Source organism: Parapedobacter sp. GCM10030251 (assembly GCF_042666505.1).
GTDB lineage: Bacteria > Bacteroidota > Bacteroidia > Sphingobacteriales > Sphingobacteriaceae > Parapedobacter.
Map to the genome: position 1 here is coordinate 54,678 of NZ_JBHTDN010000015.1, position 17,575 is coordinate 72,252.

General features: G+C 47.7%; 13 protein-coding genes. 11 read left to right on the top strand and 2 right to left on the bottom strand.

Annotated features, from left to right (window positions below):
• Position 1 precedes the first annotated feature (1 nt).
• A complete protein-coding gene (locus ACFQRK_RS22505) occupies positions 2-1,336 on the bottom strand; it encodes a TolC family protein (RefSeq protein ID WP_379010540.1) in 1,335 nt (444 codons plus the stop codon).
• On the bottom strand, positions 1,309-1,992 hold the full coding sequence (locus ACFQRK_RS22510) for a TetR/AcrR family transcriptional regulator (RefSeq protein ID WP_379010541.1): 684 nt from the start codon (positions 1,990-1,992) through the stop codon (positions 1,309-1,311). The genes ACFQRK_RS22505 and ACFQRK_RS22510 overlap by 28 nt, the downstream gene beginning before the upstream one ends.
• 111 nt (positions 1,993-2,103) lie before the next feature.
• Between ACFQRK_RS22510 and ACFQRK_RS22515 the strand changes: the two genes are divergently transcribed.
• The 11 genes from ACFQRK_RS22515 to ACFQRK_RS22565 all read left to right on the top strand — a co-directional run bounded on the left by ACFQRK_RS22515 (position 2,104) and on the right by ACFQRK_RS22565 (position 17,551).
• Entirely contained in the window at positions 2,104-3,492 is a 1,389-nt protein-coding gene (locus tag ACFQRK_RS22515; RefSeq protein WP_379010542.1) for a DEAD/DEAH box helicase, read from the top strand.
• A 320-nt stretch (positions 3,493-3,812) separates the two neighbouring features.
• Positions 3,813-4,208 carry a hypothetical protein gene (locus ACFQRK_RS22520; RefSeq protein ID WP_379010543.1) on the top strand — a complete coding sequence of 132 codons (396 nt, stop codon included), beginning with the start codon at positions 3,813-3,815 and terminating at the stop codon, positions 4,206-4,208.
• Entirely contained in the window at positions 4,196-4,765 is a 570-nt protein-coding gene (locus ACFQRK_RS22525; RefSeq protein WP_379010545.1) for a hypothetical protein, read from the top strand. The genes ACFQRK_RS22520 and ACFQRK_RS22525 overlap by 13 nt, the downstream gene beginning before the upstream one ends.
• A 23-nt stretch (positions 4,766-4,788) precedes the next feature.
• Positions 4,789-5,634, top strand: coding sequence for a hypothetical protein (locus ACFQRK_RS22530; RefSeq protein WP_379010546.1), 846 nt, complete (start codon positions 4,789-4,791; stop codon positions 5,632-5,634).
• Positions 5,635-5,983: 349 nt separating this feature from the next.
• On the top strand, positions 5,984-6,937 hold the full coding sequence (locus tag ACFQRK_RS22535) for a hypothetical protein (protein ID WP_379010547.1): 954 nt from the start codon (positions 5,984-5,986) through the stop codon (positions 6,935-6,937).
• Positions 6,938-6,955: 18 nt separating this feature from the next.
• A complete protein-coding gene (locus ACFQRK_RS22540; protein ID WP_379010549.1) occupies positions 6,956-7,786 on the top strand; it encodes a hypothetical protein in 831 nt (276 codons plus the stop codon).
• Positions 7,787-7,795: 9 nt separating this feature from the next.
• Complete coding sequence (locus ACFQRK_RS22545; RefSeq protein ID WP_379010551.1) at positions 7,796-11,629, top strand: hypothetical protein; 3,834 nt, start codon at positions 7,796-7,798, stop codon at positions 11,627-11,629.
• 17 nt (positions 11,630-11,646) lie between these two features.
• A complete protein-coding gene (locus ACFQRK_RS22550; protein WP_379010552.1) occupies positions 11,647-15,288 on the top strand; it encodes a DUF6443 domain-containing protein in 3,642 nt (1,213 codons plus the stop codon).
• A gap of 2 nt (positions 15,289-15,290) precedes the next feature.
• Positions 15,291-15,728, top strand: coding sequence for a DUF4304 domain-containing protein (locus tag ACFQRK_RS22555; RefSeq protein WP_379010554.1), 438 nt, complete (start codon positions 15,291-15,293; stop codon positions 15,726-15,728).
• A gap of 557 nt (positions 15,729-16,285) precedes the next feature.
• Positions 16,286-16,558 carry a DUF6896 domain-containing protein gene (locus tag ACFQRK_RS22560; RefSeq protein ID WP_379010555.1) on the top strand — a complete coding sequence of 91 codons (273 nt, stop codon included), beginning with the start codon at positions 16,286-16,288 and terminating at the stop codon, positions 16,556-16,558.
• Positions 16,559-16,990: 432 nt separating this feature from the next.
• Positions 16,991-17,551: a hypothetical protein gene (locus ACFQRK_RS22565; RefSeq protein WP_379010557.1), complete on the top strand. Its 561-nt coding sequence runs from the start codon at positions 16,991-16,993 to the stop codon at positions 17,549-17,551.
• Positions 17,552-17,575 lie beyond the last annotated feature (24 nt).

The window sequence follows — 17,575 nt, forward strand, 5'->3', positions numbered from 1 at the left end:
GTTAATTGTCAATATCTACAGTGCCCAATGCGCGTTGTACATCCAGTTTGCCGGCCAAGACGGCAAACAACGCATTCAGGTAACTGATCTGCGTGGTACGGAGATCGGTTTCAGCAGTCATCAGATCGAGGTAGGTTTTGATTCCCTCGTCGTATTGCAGTTTGATGGTATTGTAAACATCCTCAGACAGCGCGACGTTCTCCCGGGCAACCCGCCAATCGTTTAAGTTGGCCTGATACGTAGCAAGCGCCATTTCATACTGGGTATTGATCTGGTTTTTCAGATTCACCACATCCCAATCGATGCGCGCTTCCAAAAGCCTGGATCTCCGGATTTCATGGATCCGTTTGCCACCCTGGAAAATGGGGATGTTCAAGGTCAGTCCGAAGACAGAACGCGGGAAATTGCCATCAAACATCTCCGGGAACCGATTGCCTCTGAAATCCCATGCATAATTGTAAAATGCCGACAAACTGGGCAGGAAGGTCCATTTATTGTATTGCGTGTTGAGATGCTGAAGTTGCTTGACTGTTTGCAGCTGCCTGAATTCTACCCGTTCGTTATAGTCGACCGTCAGCGTCGTATCCACCAGAATTTCGCTTTCCATAGCCGCACCGTCAAATGACAGGTTCATCGGCTGTTCGGCATCCAGGCCGATCAACTCTTTGAGAAATGCATATTTATAGGTGAGCAATTCGCTTACCCGCTTCTGTTCGGCCAGCGTATTACTCAGGGTGATCTGCGCACGTTTGAAGTCGGTCTTATCCACGATGCCCGTCTCGTACCGCGCTTTGGCGTCATTCAGCTGCCGCTGGATGCGCTCAATGTTTTCCCGGATAATATTGAGTTGTTCCTCGCTGGTGAGGATGTCGTAATACGCCTTGCTTACCTCCACTACGGTATTGATGCGGCTGTTTTCCGTGTTAAGCGCATTCTGCTGACGGATAAACCGTGCCGCTTTCGATGCCTGTATCAAACCCGGGTTAAGGATCTGCTGATCAGCTTGCAAAACCGCGGCACTCACGTGTTTTTGGCCCAGCTGGATCACATTGCCGCCGATTACGTTGGTCGGTATCTTTACGTTATAGTTGTACGTGCCCGTTGCATTGATCTGGGGAAACCAACCCGATAGCGCCGACGCAATTTCCTCTTCGCCGATTTCCTCATCAATCAACGCCTGGTGTACCGACGGCCGGTTTTCCAATGCATAATCGATAACATCTTGCAGCGTAGCCTTTGCAGGCAGTGAGGGTTGGTTCTCCTGCCCGAATGCTAACGAAAGGGCAAGGGAAAAGGCAATCGAAAGGGCTAATTTATTTCGCGATTTTCTATACATGTTGTTTCAGTCTGAAAAGATTCTTTTTTTATACCATCCCAAATGATCGTAACCATTTCGTTCATAGACGATTCATCGAAAGCGTAGTGGCCAATGGTATGCCGTTTGGCGGTAGCGGTGACCGTTCCGATGAAAGCGGCGCTGAGAATGTTGATGTCCAGCGGTTTGATGTGGCCTTCGTCAATGCCTTGCTGAAGGAAATTCGACATCTCGTTTTGCATCTGCACGCCGCAGTTTTTTTCGTGGACCACCTGTGCGTAGGGAGACGAGAAAAACTGTTCCATAAAACTCAGGACTTCCGGATATTGGATGTAAAAATTAACCAGATTTATCCAGATGGATACAAAGCGCTGCTGATAGGGCAGCCATTGTTCGGCAGCTTTAAACATTGCACTCCCGATCCGGTGCTTGCAATGTTTAAATAACTCGATAATCAACTCATCCTTCGACGCGAAATAGTGGTAAATCGTTCCCGTCGCTACCCCTGCATCTTGAGCAATCTGGCTCATCGGGCTTCCGTGAAAACCTTGTTTCATCACGAGTCGCAATGTGCTCTCAAAAATAGCACATTTTTTTTCTGCAGTATGCTCCAATTGAACGTTCATTCGGTCGGCAAAGGAACGCATTATTCGCGATAAATGAATGGCAATATGCATTATTAACTAAAATTTGACAATTCTGGTCAGACGGTCAAAATACCCGCTTCGGATAAGTTGGTGAAATTGTGTACTTTTGCACTATCATTGGTACAAATTAATTTACATACGTTGACATTTACCGATTTCAATTTCGATAACAACCTTTTCGAAGGTCTGAATAGCATGGGCTTCAAGACGCCTACTCCCATACAAGCTGAAACCATTCCGATTATCCAAGAGCGACACGATCTGATCGCCTGTGCGCAAACGGGGACGGGTAAAACCGCGTCCTATTTGCTTCCGGTGATGGATGCTATATGCCGCATTGACCAGCGCCCGCCGATCAGCGCACTCATATTAGCCCCCACGCGGGAGCTGGCCATGCAGATCGATCAGCAGGTGGAAGGCCTTGCGTACTTTACCGGTATCACGTCCATAGCCATTTACGGCGGGGGCGACGGGATCGGCTATGAACAGCAGCGCAGGGCACTTCGCGAAGGGGTAGATATCGTTATTGCGACACCGGGCCGGCTCATTGCGCACATCAGTTCCGGTGTGGTCAGGCTGGATGAAATCAAATTCCTGGTGCTAGACGAAGCAGACCGCATGCTGGACATGGGATTTAAAGACGACATCAACCGGATTGTGGGCCAATTACCTGCCGAACGGCAGACCATGCTTTTTTCGGCCACCATGCCCCCTAAAATCAGGACTTTCGCGAAAACGCTGTTAAAGAATCCCAAGCAAGTAAACATCGCCATTTCCAAACCTGCCGAAGGCATCCTTCAACAACACTATAAGGTATCGGACGGACAGAAAACGGCCTTGCTGAAACACCTTCTGCAGCAGGGCGATTTTCGGAGCGTCATCGTATTCTCGTCCACCAAGGAAAAAGTGAAGAGCTTAGGCCGGGAATTGACCCGCCTGGGGCTGACCGTACAACCTTTCCATTCCGACCTGACGCAGGACGAGCGCGAGGGAATCCTCCTCCGCTTCAAAAACAAGCAATTGCCGATATTGGTAGGAACCGACGTGCTTTCCCGGGGTATCGACGTGGAAGGGATCGATCTGGTGGTAAACTACGACGTACCGCCGGATCCGGAAGACTACATCCACCGCGTGGGCCGTACGGCCCGTGCAGAACGGACCGGTACCGCAATCACCTTTGTCAACCACCGCGACCAACGGCGCTTCCTGGCCATTGAACGGCTGATGGATCGGAAGGTGGATGAGGCAGTGCTGCCTGAAGGCATCGAAGGCGATGCCAGCGCTCCGGATCACACACAACCCCAACGCAAGGACCGTCATCCCCGGAAAAAGCGCAAATCCGGCCGGAAACCGGCCGTTCCGGCACAGCCCAACGAGGAAACCCCAGAGCAAGCTGCGCCTAAAGCGGCGGATGCCACCACCGATGGCGTGCCCAAGAAAAAGAAAAAGCGGCGGTTTAAAAAACGTAATAAAGATCAAGGGGGTGTCGCAACCCAAACCACGGATGGGCCGACGAGCCAGGCGTCTTGATTGAGGCGTCGGATTTCCCCGGAAATCCCGTAGAAACCAAAAAGCGGATCCGCGGATAATTGAAAAAATCCTTGCGGGAATAAAATTATATTCCTAAACTTACCCTTGGATTAAAACATCGGCCTAAACGTTGTCAGCGATTCAAGCGTAGAAGATTTATTTGGCTAATGTGTGAGGATGCTTAGTGTCAGCTTTCTTGTGCAATTATTTTCTAGCCTATGAATCGAAAACCGTGAAATACCAACCGAAGCCGTACCGGGACTAATTCGCCTACGGTTCAGGCTTGCATTTTTCAAATTTAAAACCCAAAAAATAATCCTATGCGTTACACATCTATTTCATTGATCTTACTGTGGATACAGGTAAGTCAGGCATTTGCACAGGTATCGTCCGAATACAATGGCCAGGTTACTTTTCCCGCTAATTATTCCGTTGGTGATTACATTGAGTTTTTAGAAGTATCACCCATGAGCGCGGGCGCTTCAGGCTATTACGAACTGTCCATTTCCTATACGAGAGGGAATGTCGCCGCGGGAGCTACCTATTTAGCCAGTATTTCCCATCACAATCCCAGCTTGTGGCGGGAAGTAGGTAGATCAATAGTAACGGGTACGCGGGCCAAGGGTCTGCGGGGCATAACTTTACGATCGATTGCAACACGTATCATAGTAATGTGCGGTTTCGGATTCGTGCGATTAACACATTGGGAATTGTGACCTCGCCGTTGGTGGTACGTATTAAGGTGCGATCAATAAGCCAGAATGCCGCTTGGGCCACCTTGAATGCGACCGGCAGTGATCTTTCCGTAAATAAGATGCTCCCGATGACCAACGATTGGAGCCTATATGTCGGTAATCCTTTTCAATCCGTGGGTGCAAACCTTGCCATCAAAGCCATTACCAATGGTAACGTAGGTATAGGTACCGAAAACCCACAGGCGAAGCTCGCCGTGAACGGTACTGTCCTCGCTAAGGAGGTCAAAGTAAAGAATGATATCACGGTGCCGGATTACGTATTTGAAGATGACTATCAGTTGCCTGCCTTGAATGAAATCGAGGCTTATGTGAAAGAAAACAAGCACCTACCGGAAATTCCTTCGGCCAAAGATATTGAGCGGGATGGGCTGAACCTTGCCGAGATGAATCTGCTTTTGCTGAAGAAAGTAGAAGAGCTGACGTTGCACCTGATTGAAAAGGAGAAAGAAATAAAAAGTCTCAAAAGTCTGGAAGCCCGAATCGAATCGCTCGAACGTAAAACTCAGTCGGAAGAGTAGTCAGAAGAATCAAAACTAAAACCATGAAAGTCCTATCCACTCTATTGGTAATTTCCGCGCTTTTGATTGCGGATACTTATGGCCAATCAACCTACCATTTCGAAAAATCGTTTATCGTTGCTTTCCCAGACGGTGTTGCCGATCAAGTGTGCAACATCGTGCTGCCTGATGAAAATTTAGCAGGCGTGATTGAGGTAGCAATCAGTGGTGGATTTACAAATCAATTAACCATAGGTATCATAAAAAAGCGTATCTCGCTTATCAGGAACTTATCTGGATACATTAACCAGCGCACTGAAGTATTGGATGCAAGCGGACCGATGGCCACACAATGGGCTATCGGCGACTATGTTACCACTGATAACCTTATTCCTATTTATCATTTGGCGAGTACAGGAAATACGATTTCCATTAAGGTGTCGGGGCAGGTAAATAGATCGGGAGTCGCGGACGCAATGCAAAGTGGTATTTCTGTAACCGCCCCGATTGTTGCGGCTCATTCCCAAACACGCCAATACAAATCCATCATGCAGGACCGTGTGGGTATCGGCACCGCAACACCGACCGAAAGACTCTCCGTAAACGGCAATATCCGTGCAAAGGAAATCAAAGTGGAAACCGCGAACTGGCCGGACTACGTTTTTCAAGAAGACTATGACCTGATTTCGCTAGGTGACCTGGAAGCTTATATTAAGGAAAATGGCCATCTACCCGGTATACCGACCGCCAATGAAGTGGAGTCGGAAGGTGTTGCGCTTGCCGAGATGAACCGCAAGCTCCTTGAAAAAGTAGAAGAGCTGACGCTTTATATAATTGATTTAAGAAAAGAGCTCGATCAGGTGAAGAAAAAGAATGAAGGTTGCGATTGATTAATGAACTATGAGAACTTTCCGGAAACTCTTTTCGATTGTTTTCCTCCGTTTTGTTATTGCTTGTTGCTATTATCCCGTGGAGTCGATTTTCAAGAAAAGGTGTCATCTAGTCTGTTGTCGAAAGGGACCACACTAAATAAATGAAAAAATCCTTGCAGAAATGAAATTATAATCCTAAACTTACCCTTGGATTAAAACATCGGCCTAAACGTTGTCAACGATTCAAGAGCAGAGATTTATTTGGCTAATGTGTGAGGATGCTTAGCGTGAGCTTTCTTGTGCGATTTATATTTTGTAGCCGATGAATCAGAACCCTTAAGCTTTAATTAAATACTACATCTTACTTATGAAACCGAAATTAATCAGCTTTTTAGCCACTGGCTTTGCCATAATGGGATGTTTAAGTTTGGCAAATGCACAGACAACCCTGCATGGTACTTACAAGGCAGTAACGATCGCGATGGATCAGAATGTGGCTTACTCAAGAACGCTCATTCTGCTTCATGAAATCTACAATGGAGCCTCGCTTCCAGCCAATTATGCGATAGGAACGGTAATGGCCATACGAGGAGGCACAAATGCTTACCAACGGCTCAATGTTGCGGATGTCCGATCGTCGTCCGCTTACAATACCGTTGTGGCGTCCTTAGAATCGTTCGATGGCGACGCATACGGTGGTAACGGCGTTTGGTCGCTGAAGACCTGTATGTACAATGGCAAGAAATACATTGCTTTGAATGTGCCTTATCTTGCTGGTCAGCACGCGGGCGGATACCACTTTGTCGGGTGGGTGCAGTCCACTGGGGAATCGCTGAAGACCGTTACCTATGAAGTCAATGGCGTCCCGCAGAATCAGACCGTATTGACGGATATAACCGATTATACACCGAATATGGCGGAGAATCATCTATCCGGAAGATTATCAGTGAGTGGCAACGTGGGCATTGGCACCAATAATCCGCAAGCCAAACTTGCCGTAAACGGTAACATTTTAGCCAAAGAGGTGAAGGTAAAGACGGATATCTCGGTACCGGACTATGTATTTGAGCCAGATTACGACCTGCCCGCGCTAGATGAAGTCGAAGCGTATGTAAAAGAACATAAACATTTGCCGGAAATTCCTTCGGCAACGGATATCAAACGGGACGGATTAGATCTGGCCGAAATGAACCTGTCGCTGCTTAAGAAGGTCGAGGAGTTGACATTATACATCATCGATCAGCAGCAGCAACTTAGAAACCTCAGGGAACAGAATACCCGGCAACAAACGGAAATTGATCAACTTAAACAAAAGGAGTAACCATTAAATCGCACCTACATGAAAACATTTTTAAACTTATGCGTAAACGCTAGCCTGTTCCTGATAGGAATATGTACCTGTGTTGCGCAGACCTACGAAGTGCTTGATTACAATTTCAATAACACACCCGTAAATGGAGTGAAAATCAAGACGAACATCCCTTATACCAGCAGTAGCCAAATGGTAAATCTGCGCATTGAGGGATACAGCTACGGTATAAGAGCCCCTTTGGGGATAAACATTGTATGGTATATATATGATGGGGCTTTTTACCATGCTGGAGCTAGTTCGTGGGGTAATGATACACCAACTGTCTCCTTGGCCAATGAAGGCGGTAAGGTCGTCGTCTTTATTCACGACAAAGTATTTTTTCAGCGGTTCAAAGTCACGGCATTCGCCAAGGGAATGTCGGAAGTCAGCACCTGGTTTCAGGGCTGGACGGCGGTTGATCAGGCACTTTCCGGAACCAATGTGGTTACATTATCCTATAAAAACAGATTCGGCGATGTATATGCAATGGGAAATGTGGGCATCGGCACTACCAATCCACAGGCCAAGCTAGCTGTGGATGGCGGTATCCTAGCCACCGAAGTAAAGGTGAAGACTGATATAGCCGTGCCAGACTATGTATTTGAACCGGATTACGACCTGCCTGCACTGGATGAAATCGAAGCGTATGTAAAAGAACACAAGCACCTGCCCGAGATTCCTTCGGCAAAAGAGATAGAAAAGGAAGGGCTGGATCTGGCAGAGATGAACCTGCTGCTATTGAAGAAAGTGGAGGAGCTCACCTTAATAATCATTGAACAGAACAAGCGCATACTATCGTTGGAAACCAAAGTTAATTAGGAGGCTGTAATGAACCCTTTAAAAAAAATTGTTTTGATATCCCTGCTATCCGTTTCCGGAAAGCATGTACTAAGCCAGGATAATTCTCAAATCGTTCCTGTGTCTCCAGAGGCAGCGGCACTGGCAAAGATGGTTAACTATCCCGTCAATCATAATACCGGCATTCCCGATATACGGATTCCTTTCTATGAGATCAATGTCGGCGGATTGAAGCTGCCTATTGAGTTGGTCTACCACGCAGGTGGGTTCCGCATCAACGAGCAGGCCACCCGGGCCGGGCTGGGGTGGTCGCTCAGCAGCGATCTACAGATCACACGGACGGTGAACGGCCTCGATGATTTCAAGGGAAATATGGGATATATCGGAAATCAACTGACCAAATCGTTTTATCGAAGCGGTGGCAACTGCCCCTCCTGCCCGTATCCGTTCTGGAGCAGCAGCACCCTTTTTCCATTTTTCAACGCGTATGAATTGGCGATGGGGTTGAAAGACGGGATGCCTGACAAATTCAACTACAAGCTGCTTAATAAATCCGGCTCGTTCTACTTCATGAAGAATGATACCGGGACGGGGTACGCGATCGTGCCCGTTCCCCATGACAACATCCGGATTCAATTTGATAACGGGCGTTTTATCATTACCGACTCGGACGGTACTGTGTATCATTTTGGGGCACCGGGAACCAGTTTGGATTTGGACGACCTGAAAGACTATGGAATCGAAACTTCAAGTTCCAGCTCTGGTGGTACCTGTATGGACTGTGCGCGGACTACGTGGAAGTGTAAAAAGATTATTAATGCGACAGGTACGGACGAAATTGTTTTTTCTTATGAAAAAAAAGCAGAGGCCACATACCGCAGCTATCGGGATAAGATTGAATATTACAGCAACGATGAGCCCTGTAACAACTACTCTGATATCTATCACACTTCTGACCAGTACCCGCTGAATATGCTGACCGATTACAATGGATTCGCGTCTAACGATGTGCAGTTTCATCATGTCTCATCTCCCAAATATTGGGTTAGGCCTGCCGGAAGTGACTATTCTTATCTGCATGTTCCTTACGTAAACAGTGGCGCATTTGTGGATAAACAATATTCGCATTATGAGCCGGGTTCCGGTGGGTCTTCCAACACCGTCTACGGCCTTTCTGTTTCATCGATAACCTTTCGTGGAGGGCGGGTAGTGTTTAATGGAGCCGACAAATTAAATTACGTCCGAGTGGAAGATGCCAAGGGAATCGAGCTGAAATCCTTGCATTTTTTTCATTCCTACACCAAGGCATGGTATGAGCCCGAATCAAAACTTTATAACGGATACAATTTTCAGGGCGCCAGATATCTGGATTCGCTGCACCTCCGGAACGGGAGCAACATATACGAGCGGTATGCACTGCTGTATAACGATAAATTCTGCTACGGCAACCACCTGAAAGGGCACGATGCCTGGGGCTATCCCAATGCCCATACAGTGGAGATTCCCTATGCCACTATGAGCGGCAATCCGCTATCAATTCCGAGCAAGAAATTGGTGCATCCCCGTTACTTTGAACTCATAGGCTCATGTGGGGTATTCACTCCCAACCTCCCGCTCACCATCGGCGGGGGCGAATGGAACGAAACGGTTGATGAGACGGCCATTAAGCGGGGCGTCCTCAAGCGGATCATTTATCCAACCGGCGGTTTTGCGGACTTCGATTTCGAGGCTAACCGGTATGACGAAAATTTCTTCGACGGTACTCGGAGCCCGAAACTTCCGCAGCTGGGCGGCGGATTGCGCATCCGCAGTATTAGTTACTACGACGCGGAAAATACGCATCCGACAAACTACCGGCCGGTGAGCCAGCAATATTATCGTTACGGAGACTTCGAGCAGGGCACCGGAATACTGATCAACCGTCCACGGCTGGCGCCAGAGCCGGGTGCTGGTTTCTATGATGCGGTAAGCTACCAACAGGACTTGGTTTACCTTGCGGATTTCGCAACTTGGCCACCCTGCCTCGACCGATCCTGCTTAACGTTTTTGGCGGCAGAAACCAAAACCACGTATGAGTCCGCCTCGGCATTGGATTATACCTACGCCAACGGTGCTCCGGTTTATTATACCAAAGTGTCGGAGTACCAGATCGATTTAGGCAAACAAAGCGGCAAAACCGTCTATGAATACTATCCGCCCGGTGAGTTCCACGACAGCTGGGACGCCCCATTGCGTACCGAAAGCCGCGCTGCGGGCACCAATATCCTTTACTTGAAAACGGAAGGATTGATGGGAGCCCTTAAATCGGTGACACGATATAGGGCAATGTCTGATTTTAGTTTTCAGCCGGTGCATCGTAAGGCCTATGAATATATGCGTTACCTTCGCCCACAACAGATACAGGTGGCCTATTCTTTTCCCAAAGTTCTTTATACGATTGACGGCAGTTTTAATGGCAATCTGTATGACGATTCCGACGGAGGAGGTTACAGTCATCCCATTCCGGATTTCGTTATGGAAGAATACGGCATCCCGGTTGGTTGCCTTTTGATGACCAGTGAAGAGGAAACCCATTACGAACAATCTAGGGTCCATGAAGTTGTTAGGTCCTATACCTATGACAATCTGCCTTACATCCAGCCGTCCAAGATCATAACCTACGATAGCAAAGGACAGGCAACCACTAAAACCATCCGTTATCCGTACAATTTTACCGGGACATCGGTTTATGACCAGATGGTGACAGCATGTCGGCTCAATGTGCCAATTGAGGAAGTGGAAACCAGGTCAGGCGTGGAGATCTCCCGCCGACGTACCGATTATGCTACCCACTCGGCCGGTTTCGGGTTTATTGCACCCTCGACGATACGCAGTTCGCAAAAAGGGCAGGCGCTCCGTACGGAATTGACATTCGATCTGTACGATCAATACGCCAATATCCAGCAGACCATCGGACCGGACGGTGTCCGTACATCGTATATCTGGGGATATAATGGATTATATCCGGTAGCCAAACTAGAGGGCGTTAATTATCTTAGCGTCCCTTCTACGTATAAGAGCAACGTACAGATCAACGATCCCGCCAGTGATGCCGCCCTTCGCACGCTGCTGAACGGGCTGTACAGTGCTTTTGTCAGCGATCATGCAATTAATACCTATACCTATAAGAGATTAGTTGGGATGAGCAGCGTTACCAATCCGGGAGGTATGAATACGTATTATGAATATGATCCAATCGGTCGGCTTACGCTCCAGAAAAATCATAATGCGCAGATTGTCAACCAATATGAATATCGTCTGAAGGGGCCGACTTCCTGGCAACTGGCACTCAATCACCATACGAATGTCCCCGTATTACGTACGCATTACCGGAATTGTCCGGGCGGCATTTTTCAGCCGTATAATTACGTGGTTTCGGGCGGCAAGTACATCGCGGCGGGAATGGATTTAGCGATGACAGCAGCTGAAAACGAAGCGGAGGCTGGTATACTTGTTCCCGATCTGCCGGCCTGTCCTACCACTGTTAACACGGCGCATATCGAATTGGGTTCACTGTATATGGAAAACTATAGTCTGCTCGCCAATGTAGAAATTGATTTTATCCGGAATGGGACGGTGGTCGCCACCCGGCGTATTAAGCACATTAATTGGAATGAAACACCTGATTATGACAGTATATACCTCCCTGAAGGCGAATACCAACTCAGTATACGGCTCGGCGGGAATCTTCGTTTTACCATCGATGACCTGCTATGGTATTACTTCACAGATGATTCAACATCTCAGACCATCACCTTTCAACCCGGTCAGACCGTAATGTTGAATAAAGGCAAATCGTACACCATATCGGTCATGAATTTATAACCATAACAACTGCCGTCATGAAAGGAAAAATAAGTTTGTCGTTCCGGTTACTGGCCACGGGATTGGTTATGGCAGCCGGCTATCCCGTGTTCGCCCAGCCTTTGGACACCACCTACAGTGTTTACAGCGGCCAGCCGGAAATCTTTGCAAAAAACAGCATTCGGCTATTGCCAGGCTTCCATGTAGCCGCTGGACAGCAGACCCGGATTTACATTACGGATGTGGAACTTCTGAACAGCAATGCAAGTACGAACCGTAATTACATTCGATCCCGTAGCTACCTCAACCCCCACCTATCGGTTCCTGCCAATCCGACGACCACCGATCTGATGGAGCAGGTACAATATTTTGATGGGTTAGGGAGGCTGATCCAGGCGGTAGAGGTTAAAGGAAGCCCGGATTATAAGGATGTGGTAACGCCTGTCGCGTATGACGCATTCGGCAGGGAGGCCACGCAGTACCTACCGTATACTACGGTAACGGGGAGAGGAGGGGCTTACAAAACGGATGCAGTTGCCGCCCAAGGTACCTTTTATAGCGGTACACCTCCGTCAGGACAAACCGCCAATACGTTTCCTTTTGCGCAAACGATATTTGAGCGTTCTCCCCTGAATCGTGTAGCAGAGCAAGGAGCACCGGGGTCGGCATGGCAACCCGCGCAAACACGCGGCAGTAGCGGCCGGACGGTGGTGTCGGAGTATCTGTTGAACAACGCATCGCCGTTTTCGGCACAGGATACCATGCGGAGAGTCGTGAGGTACGGTGTGAGCGTGAATACGACTACCTGGGTTCCCACACTGACGCTAGCTGCGGGTGCAGTGTATGCAGCCGATCAACTGCGAGTAACCGTTACAAAGGATGAGAACTGGATGCCTGCTTCCGGTGCGGACAATCGGATAAGTACGGTGGAAGAGTATACCGATAAGAATGACCGGGTCGTGCTGCGGCGTATGTTCAATAAAGCAGGTAGCGTTGTGCAGGTACTGAGCACCTACTATGTTTACGACGACTACGGTAACTTAACCTTTGTGCTGACGCCGGGCGCCGAACCTGACCGGGATAATATACCCACAGGTAGTGCACTGACTACTTGGCTAGCTACATACGCCTACCAATACCAATACGATGGCAGAAATCGGCTGGTGGAAAAGCAACTTCCCGGCAAAGGACGGGAATATCTGGTGTATAATGATAATGACGAATTGGTGGCTACGCAGGACAGCGTACAGCGTCTTGCCAAAGAATGGACTATCACGAAATATGACCTGCTAGGGCGGGTGATCTTGACAGGAATATGGAACAATAATAACACGGCTGTCACCCGCAGTTCGCTGCAAAGTACGGTGAGCGGGTGGGCGAAGGCAAACCTTCGGGAGAGTCGCACAACAACGGGTACGGGTTACACGAATGTCGCCTGGCCTACGAATTACATCACCACCACGTTGACATTGCAGTACTACGATAACTATGCCGTACCCGGTCTTCCGTCTACGTATGCCCATACCGGCAGCAATATGACCAGGGGATTGCCAACGGTGAGCCGTACAAAAGTGTTGAATAATGGTACAGGCACGACAAATATGCTGTGGAGTGTGCTCTACTATGACGACAAGGGGCAGGTTGTCAAGCAATTCAACCAGCACTTTCTGGGAGGGGGCACGGCCAGTGTGTATGATTACGATGAGACGGACCTTACGTACAGCTTCAGTGGGCAGCAGCAGACCAGCACTCGTAAGCACTATGCCATTAACACGGCTGGTACGGCGGCCAGCCTGCAGGTGACGGTAAAGACGGAGAATAAACATGACCATCGGAACCGGTTGCTGGAAACCTGGAAGACCGTGAATCCGGGTACGGGAACTCCTACGTTGATTGCCCGAAACGATTATAACGGAGTAGGGCAATTGCTGACAAAGAAAATGCATCGTACCACCGGCAGCAGTTTCGGACAAACGGTTACCTATAAGTACAACCCGCGAGGGTGGCTGTCGGAAATGTCTTCGCCGCTGTTCAAACAAGTACTGCAATATACGGAAGGAACCAATAAGCAATATAACGGTAATATCGCCTATCAGATAATGACCCGGCATAATACCGCATCGCCTACCCCCGCGTCGGTGTCGGACACCTACAGTTATAGTTACGATGCACTGAACCGGCTGACGCAGGGGACGATGGCCGGTGACAAGGGCAAGGAGACGCTGACATACGATAAAATGGGTAACATCAACACGCTGGTTCGGACGGGCATTAACAGCACCGTTGTGGACCAGTTGAGCTATACGTATGCCAATGGCCGCTTGTCCTCTGTATTGGACGGCACGGTGACGATACATACGACGGAGCCCTATCAACTGCCGGGAACCACCACTTACACCTACGATGGAAACGGCAACCTGAAAAAGCGGGAAAATACAAACGCTGCCAGCACGCACAACAAGAACAACATCACAGCAGTCACCTACAATCACCTGAACCTGCCGAATAGCATCACGGCGGTTGCTGGAAATGTGACTTATACGTATGATGCGGACGGCCGGAAACTGAGGAGTGTAAACGGGATCAATGGGCAGGTGCGTGATTATATTGACGGCATTGAGTACGTGGATGGATTAATCGAGCTGATCCAAACGGAGGAGGGCCGGATATTGAAGAGCGGCAGCACTTATACATATGAGTATTACCTCAGGGACCACCTAGGCAACAACCGGGTAGGTTTCAGTCAGGGCACCAATGTGACGGTACCTAACTTCACCGCTGATTACTATCCGTTCGGGCTCCAATACCAGCAATATATACGATCGGGTAACCCGAAAAATAATTACCTTTATAACGGGAAAGAGCTGCAAGACGGGATCAAGCAGTATGACTACGGCGCGAGGCTGTATGACCCGGTGATTGGAAGGTGGAGTACGGTTGATCCGTTGGCGGAGCAGATGCGAAGGCACAGCCCTTACAACTATGCGTTCAATAATCCGATGCAGTATATTGATCCGGATGGAAGGGGCCCAGAAGAAGCAATGCTTCGGGCACAGCTGTGGCATATGCGAAATATGACGGGGATAAGTGAGGAAGAGCAGGATGAGGCAGTGTGGGAGGCGGATCAGGATAAGCCAAAGAAGAAAAAGCAGGAAGAGAATACCACTTCGGTGGCCAACGCTTTGGTTGACCTGGTTCCCGGCAGCAGAATGGGAGCTCTTGCTGGTCAGGAATTCGGAAAGGGCAATATTGCGACGGGGGCAGCATACCTGTTAGGCGGTACGCTAGAGGCGGGGTTAGAGACAGCTTCATACTATACCGGGGGCGCGATAGCATCTAAGTTATTTTCGAAGTTAGGCAGTTATTTAACTTTGCGTTTTGCCGCTAAGACGAGCACACAGTTTACCAAGTCCAGTTTACAGCTTGGGCAACAGATGCATAAAGCGTATCATGCGGGTAAAGTAGGTAAAGAATTTAGGTTATTAAGTGGAAAGCGAATAGATTACCTTGATGTGGAAAACGGCATAATTTATGAATTGAAGCCTAACAATCCCAGAGCCATTTTGCAAGGGCAAAAGCAATTGCAAATGTACTTACAAGAGTTACAGTCGCCTGCAATGCTGCAAAAATATCCGCAGTTTAAAGGCGTTCAATGGAGAATTGTTTTAGATACGTATTGATAATGGACAGCAAAGAGTTTAAAAAAAGGTTTAGCGAACTGGCCAAGGCCAACGAGTTTAAAAGTGCCTTTGGTGGTTGGTATAAGGAAAGCTCGGAATGTATCGCTGTGCTTGAGCTTCAAAAATCCAACTTTGGTGATTACTATCAACTTCTGATAAAGATATTTATTCAGGGTGCTTTTGAAAGAACTTATGCTCCAGATAAAGACTTAATAAAAAGTTCAATGGGACATATCACGGCAAATGAAACACCTGAATATAAAGCTGTCTTAGATTTTGATGAGTCAATGGAGGATAATATTAGGATAGAGCGTTTGAAGAAACTTTTTAATAGTCATATTTTGCCGTTTACCAACAGAGCATTGTCAAAGGCAGGCATAAAAGAGTTAGCCGACAAGGGAGAAGTTTTCTTACTACCCGCAGTCAAAGAAGAATTATAAAAATCAGGAGGGCTGTCTAAAAAGGTTTCATGTAGCTGTCAGTCAACAGTACATTGCCTTTTCCTGACGATTCCGAAGCAAGCGGCTTAAAGCTGTAGTCAACGACTTTTTGCCGACGTGATGCGAATGCCGCAGGAATTGGTTTATTTGAGCCTGAGGTGTAGTACATAAAAGGCACGAGGATCGAGTCGGCGGGTCTCTGCCTCAACACGTTCGTGTGTATGGGCTAGGTGGAAAAGAACAAGGTCGAGCTAGAGGCGGAGATCGCTCCAGTGCCGTCGGATGTCGAAAGACAAATAAAGACGGACGAGGCCGGGCTGATGCTGCAAGGCCTATAGACAGCGCCACGCCGAAGGAGAAACTGTCCGAACTGAACAAGCCGAACGAAAGAGGGGCCCGAATAAGTGAAAAATAGCCCATTCAATAGATGAATAGATCTGATCTGTTCAATTGGAAACTATATAGGCTTTGACAATGGGTCTCTCATTTCTAGAGAGCAAATGCTGAGATTCAATGATCAAGAGTAAAGTAAAAGACATACAGAAAGGCCTATTCCAATGAAAACTGTAATACGTATAGTAGTCGATTATTTTGAGTTTATCGACGGGTTTGAAAAACTGTTAAAAAATGCTGGTACGAGTCATGATGATTTTCGTAGACAAAAGGACGTGGGAATAATTGGAGCGTACCAATATTTTTATCATGGGGGAGGGTGCAAGCTTGAAAACGATAGCGTTGTTTGTGAGTTTGACTATTTACCAGAAAATGGTTATCCGATAAAATTCAGTATTTGGAAGTTCGGCGAATATACTAAGACAAATCCAAAATGATTCCATTTTGGATTTGATATTGATTTTATTCAGAAAGAATTATGTGAATTGGTGAAACTAGGAAAGCTGTTTTATTTGGAGGAGTTTGGAGTCGTGTATCCTATTTTTCAAGTTAAAGAAAAATCCCTTTTGACAAGTTGATGTTTTAAATACTACCAAAGAAGGAACGCGTTAGCCACATAAAATGAAGTTGAATTTTTATGATAAAGTTTTTGCCTGTCTTTTTGTAATAACTAAGTCTCTCCATTATAAGGTTGGAGGAGCATTGATGTATTATAAGAGTTTTTTTGCCGTTAACGTTTTGACAAGTATATTATTAATAACCAGTTGTGCGGTTTGAGAGCGTTATAGTTTATGGTAGTTAAATTAACAAATAAGTTGTGCATTATACTGATATTCAATATATTAGAAAAGTTTCTCACATTTTTCTATATGCACAACTTAAAGACGAATTTCGAGAAGATACGGCGGATTTGCAAATCTGTTCTGTCAAAATACCTGTATGCCGACGGGAATCTGGAGCGTTACCGGAACAAACCCCGGATGAGTGACCTGGACATCATCGCCCTTTCCCTGACATCCGAAGCGCTCGGGATCGATTCGGAGAATTACCTGTACGGGAAGATAAAGAGCGACTATCCGCAGTATTTCAGTTATTTACCGGATAGGTCAAATTACAACAGGCGCAAACGCAGGATGCAGAAGTACATCCCGTGGGTGTCTGATTCCATCGCCCGGATCATCGACCCGGCAGCGGACCGGTATATCCTGGATTCCATACCCGTGCCGGTCTGCCAGCCTGTAAGATCAAGCCGCACGACCATCTGCAGGGAGGATCCCGGGGTGCATCCAAGCCGGGGATACCATGCCTCCCACCGTCTGCATTATTATACGGGTTCAAGATGCAGCTGGTCATTTCCCGTTCGGGGGTTCCTGTTCATTTCGGTATTACGGCGGCTAACGTGCACGATGTCAATTATCTGCAATGGTTGAATGAAACGCAGCTTACCGACTGTG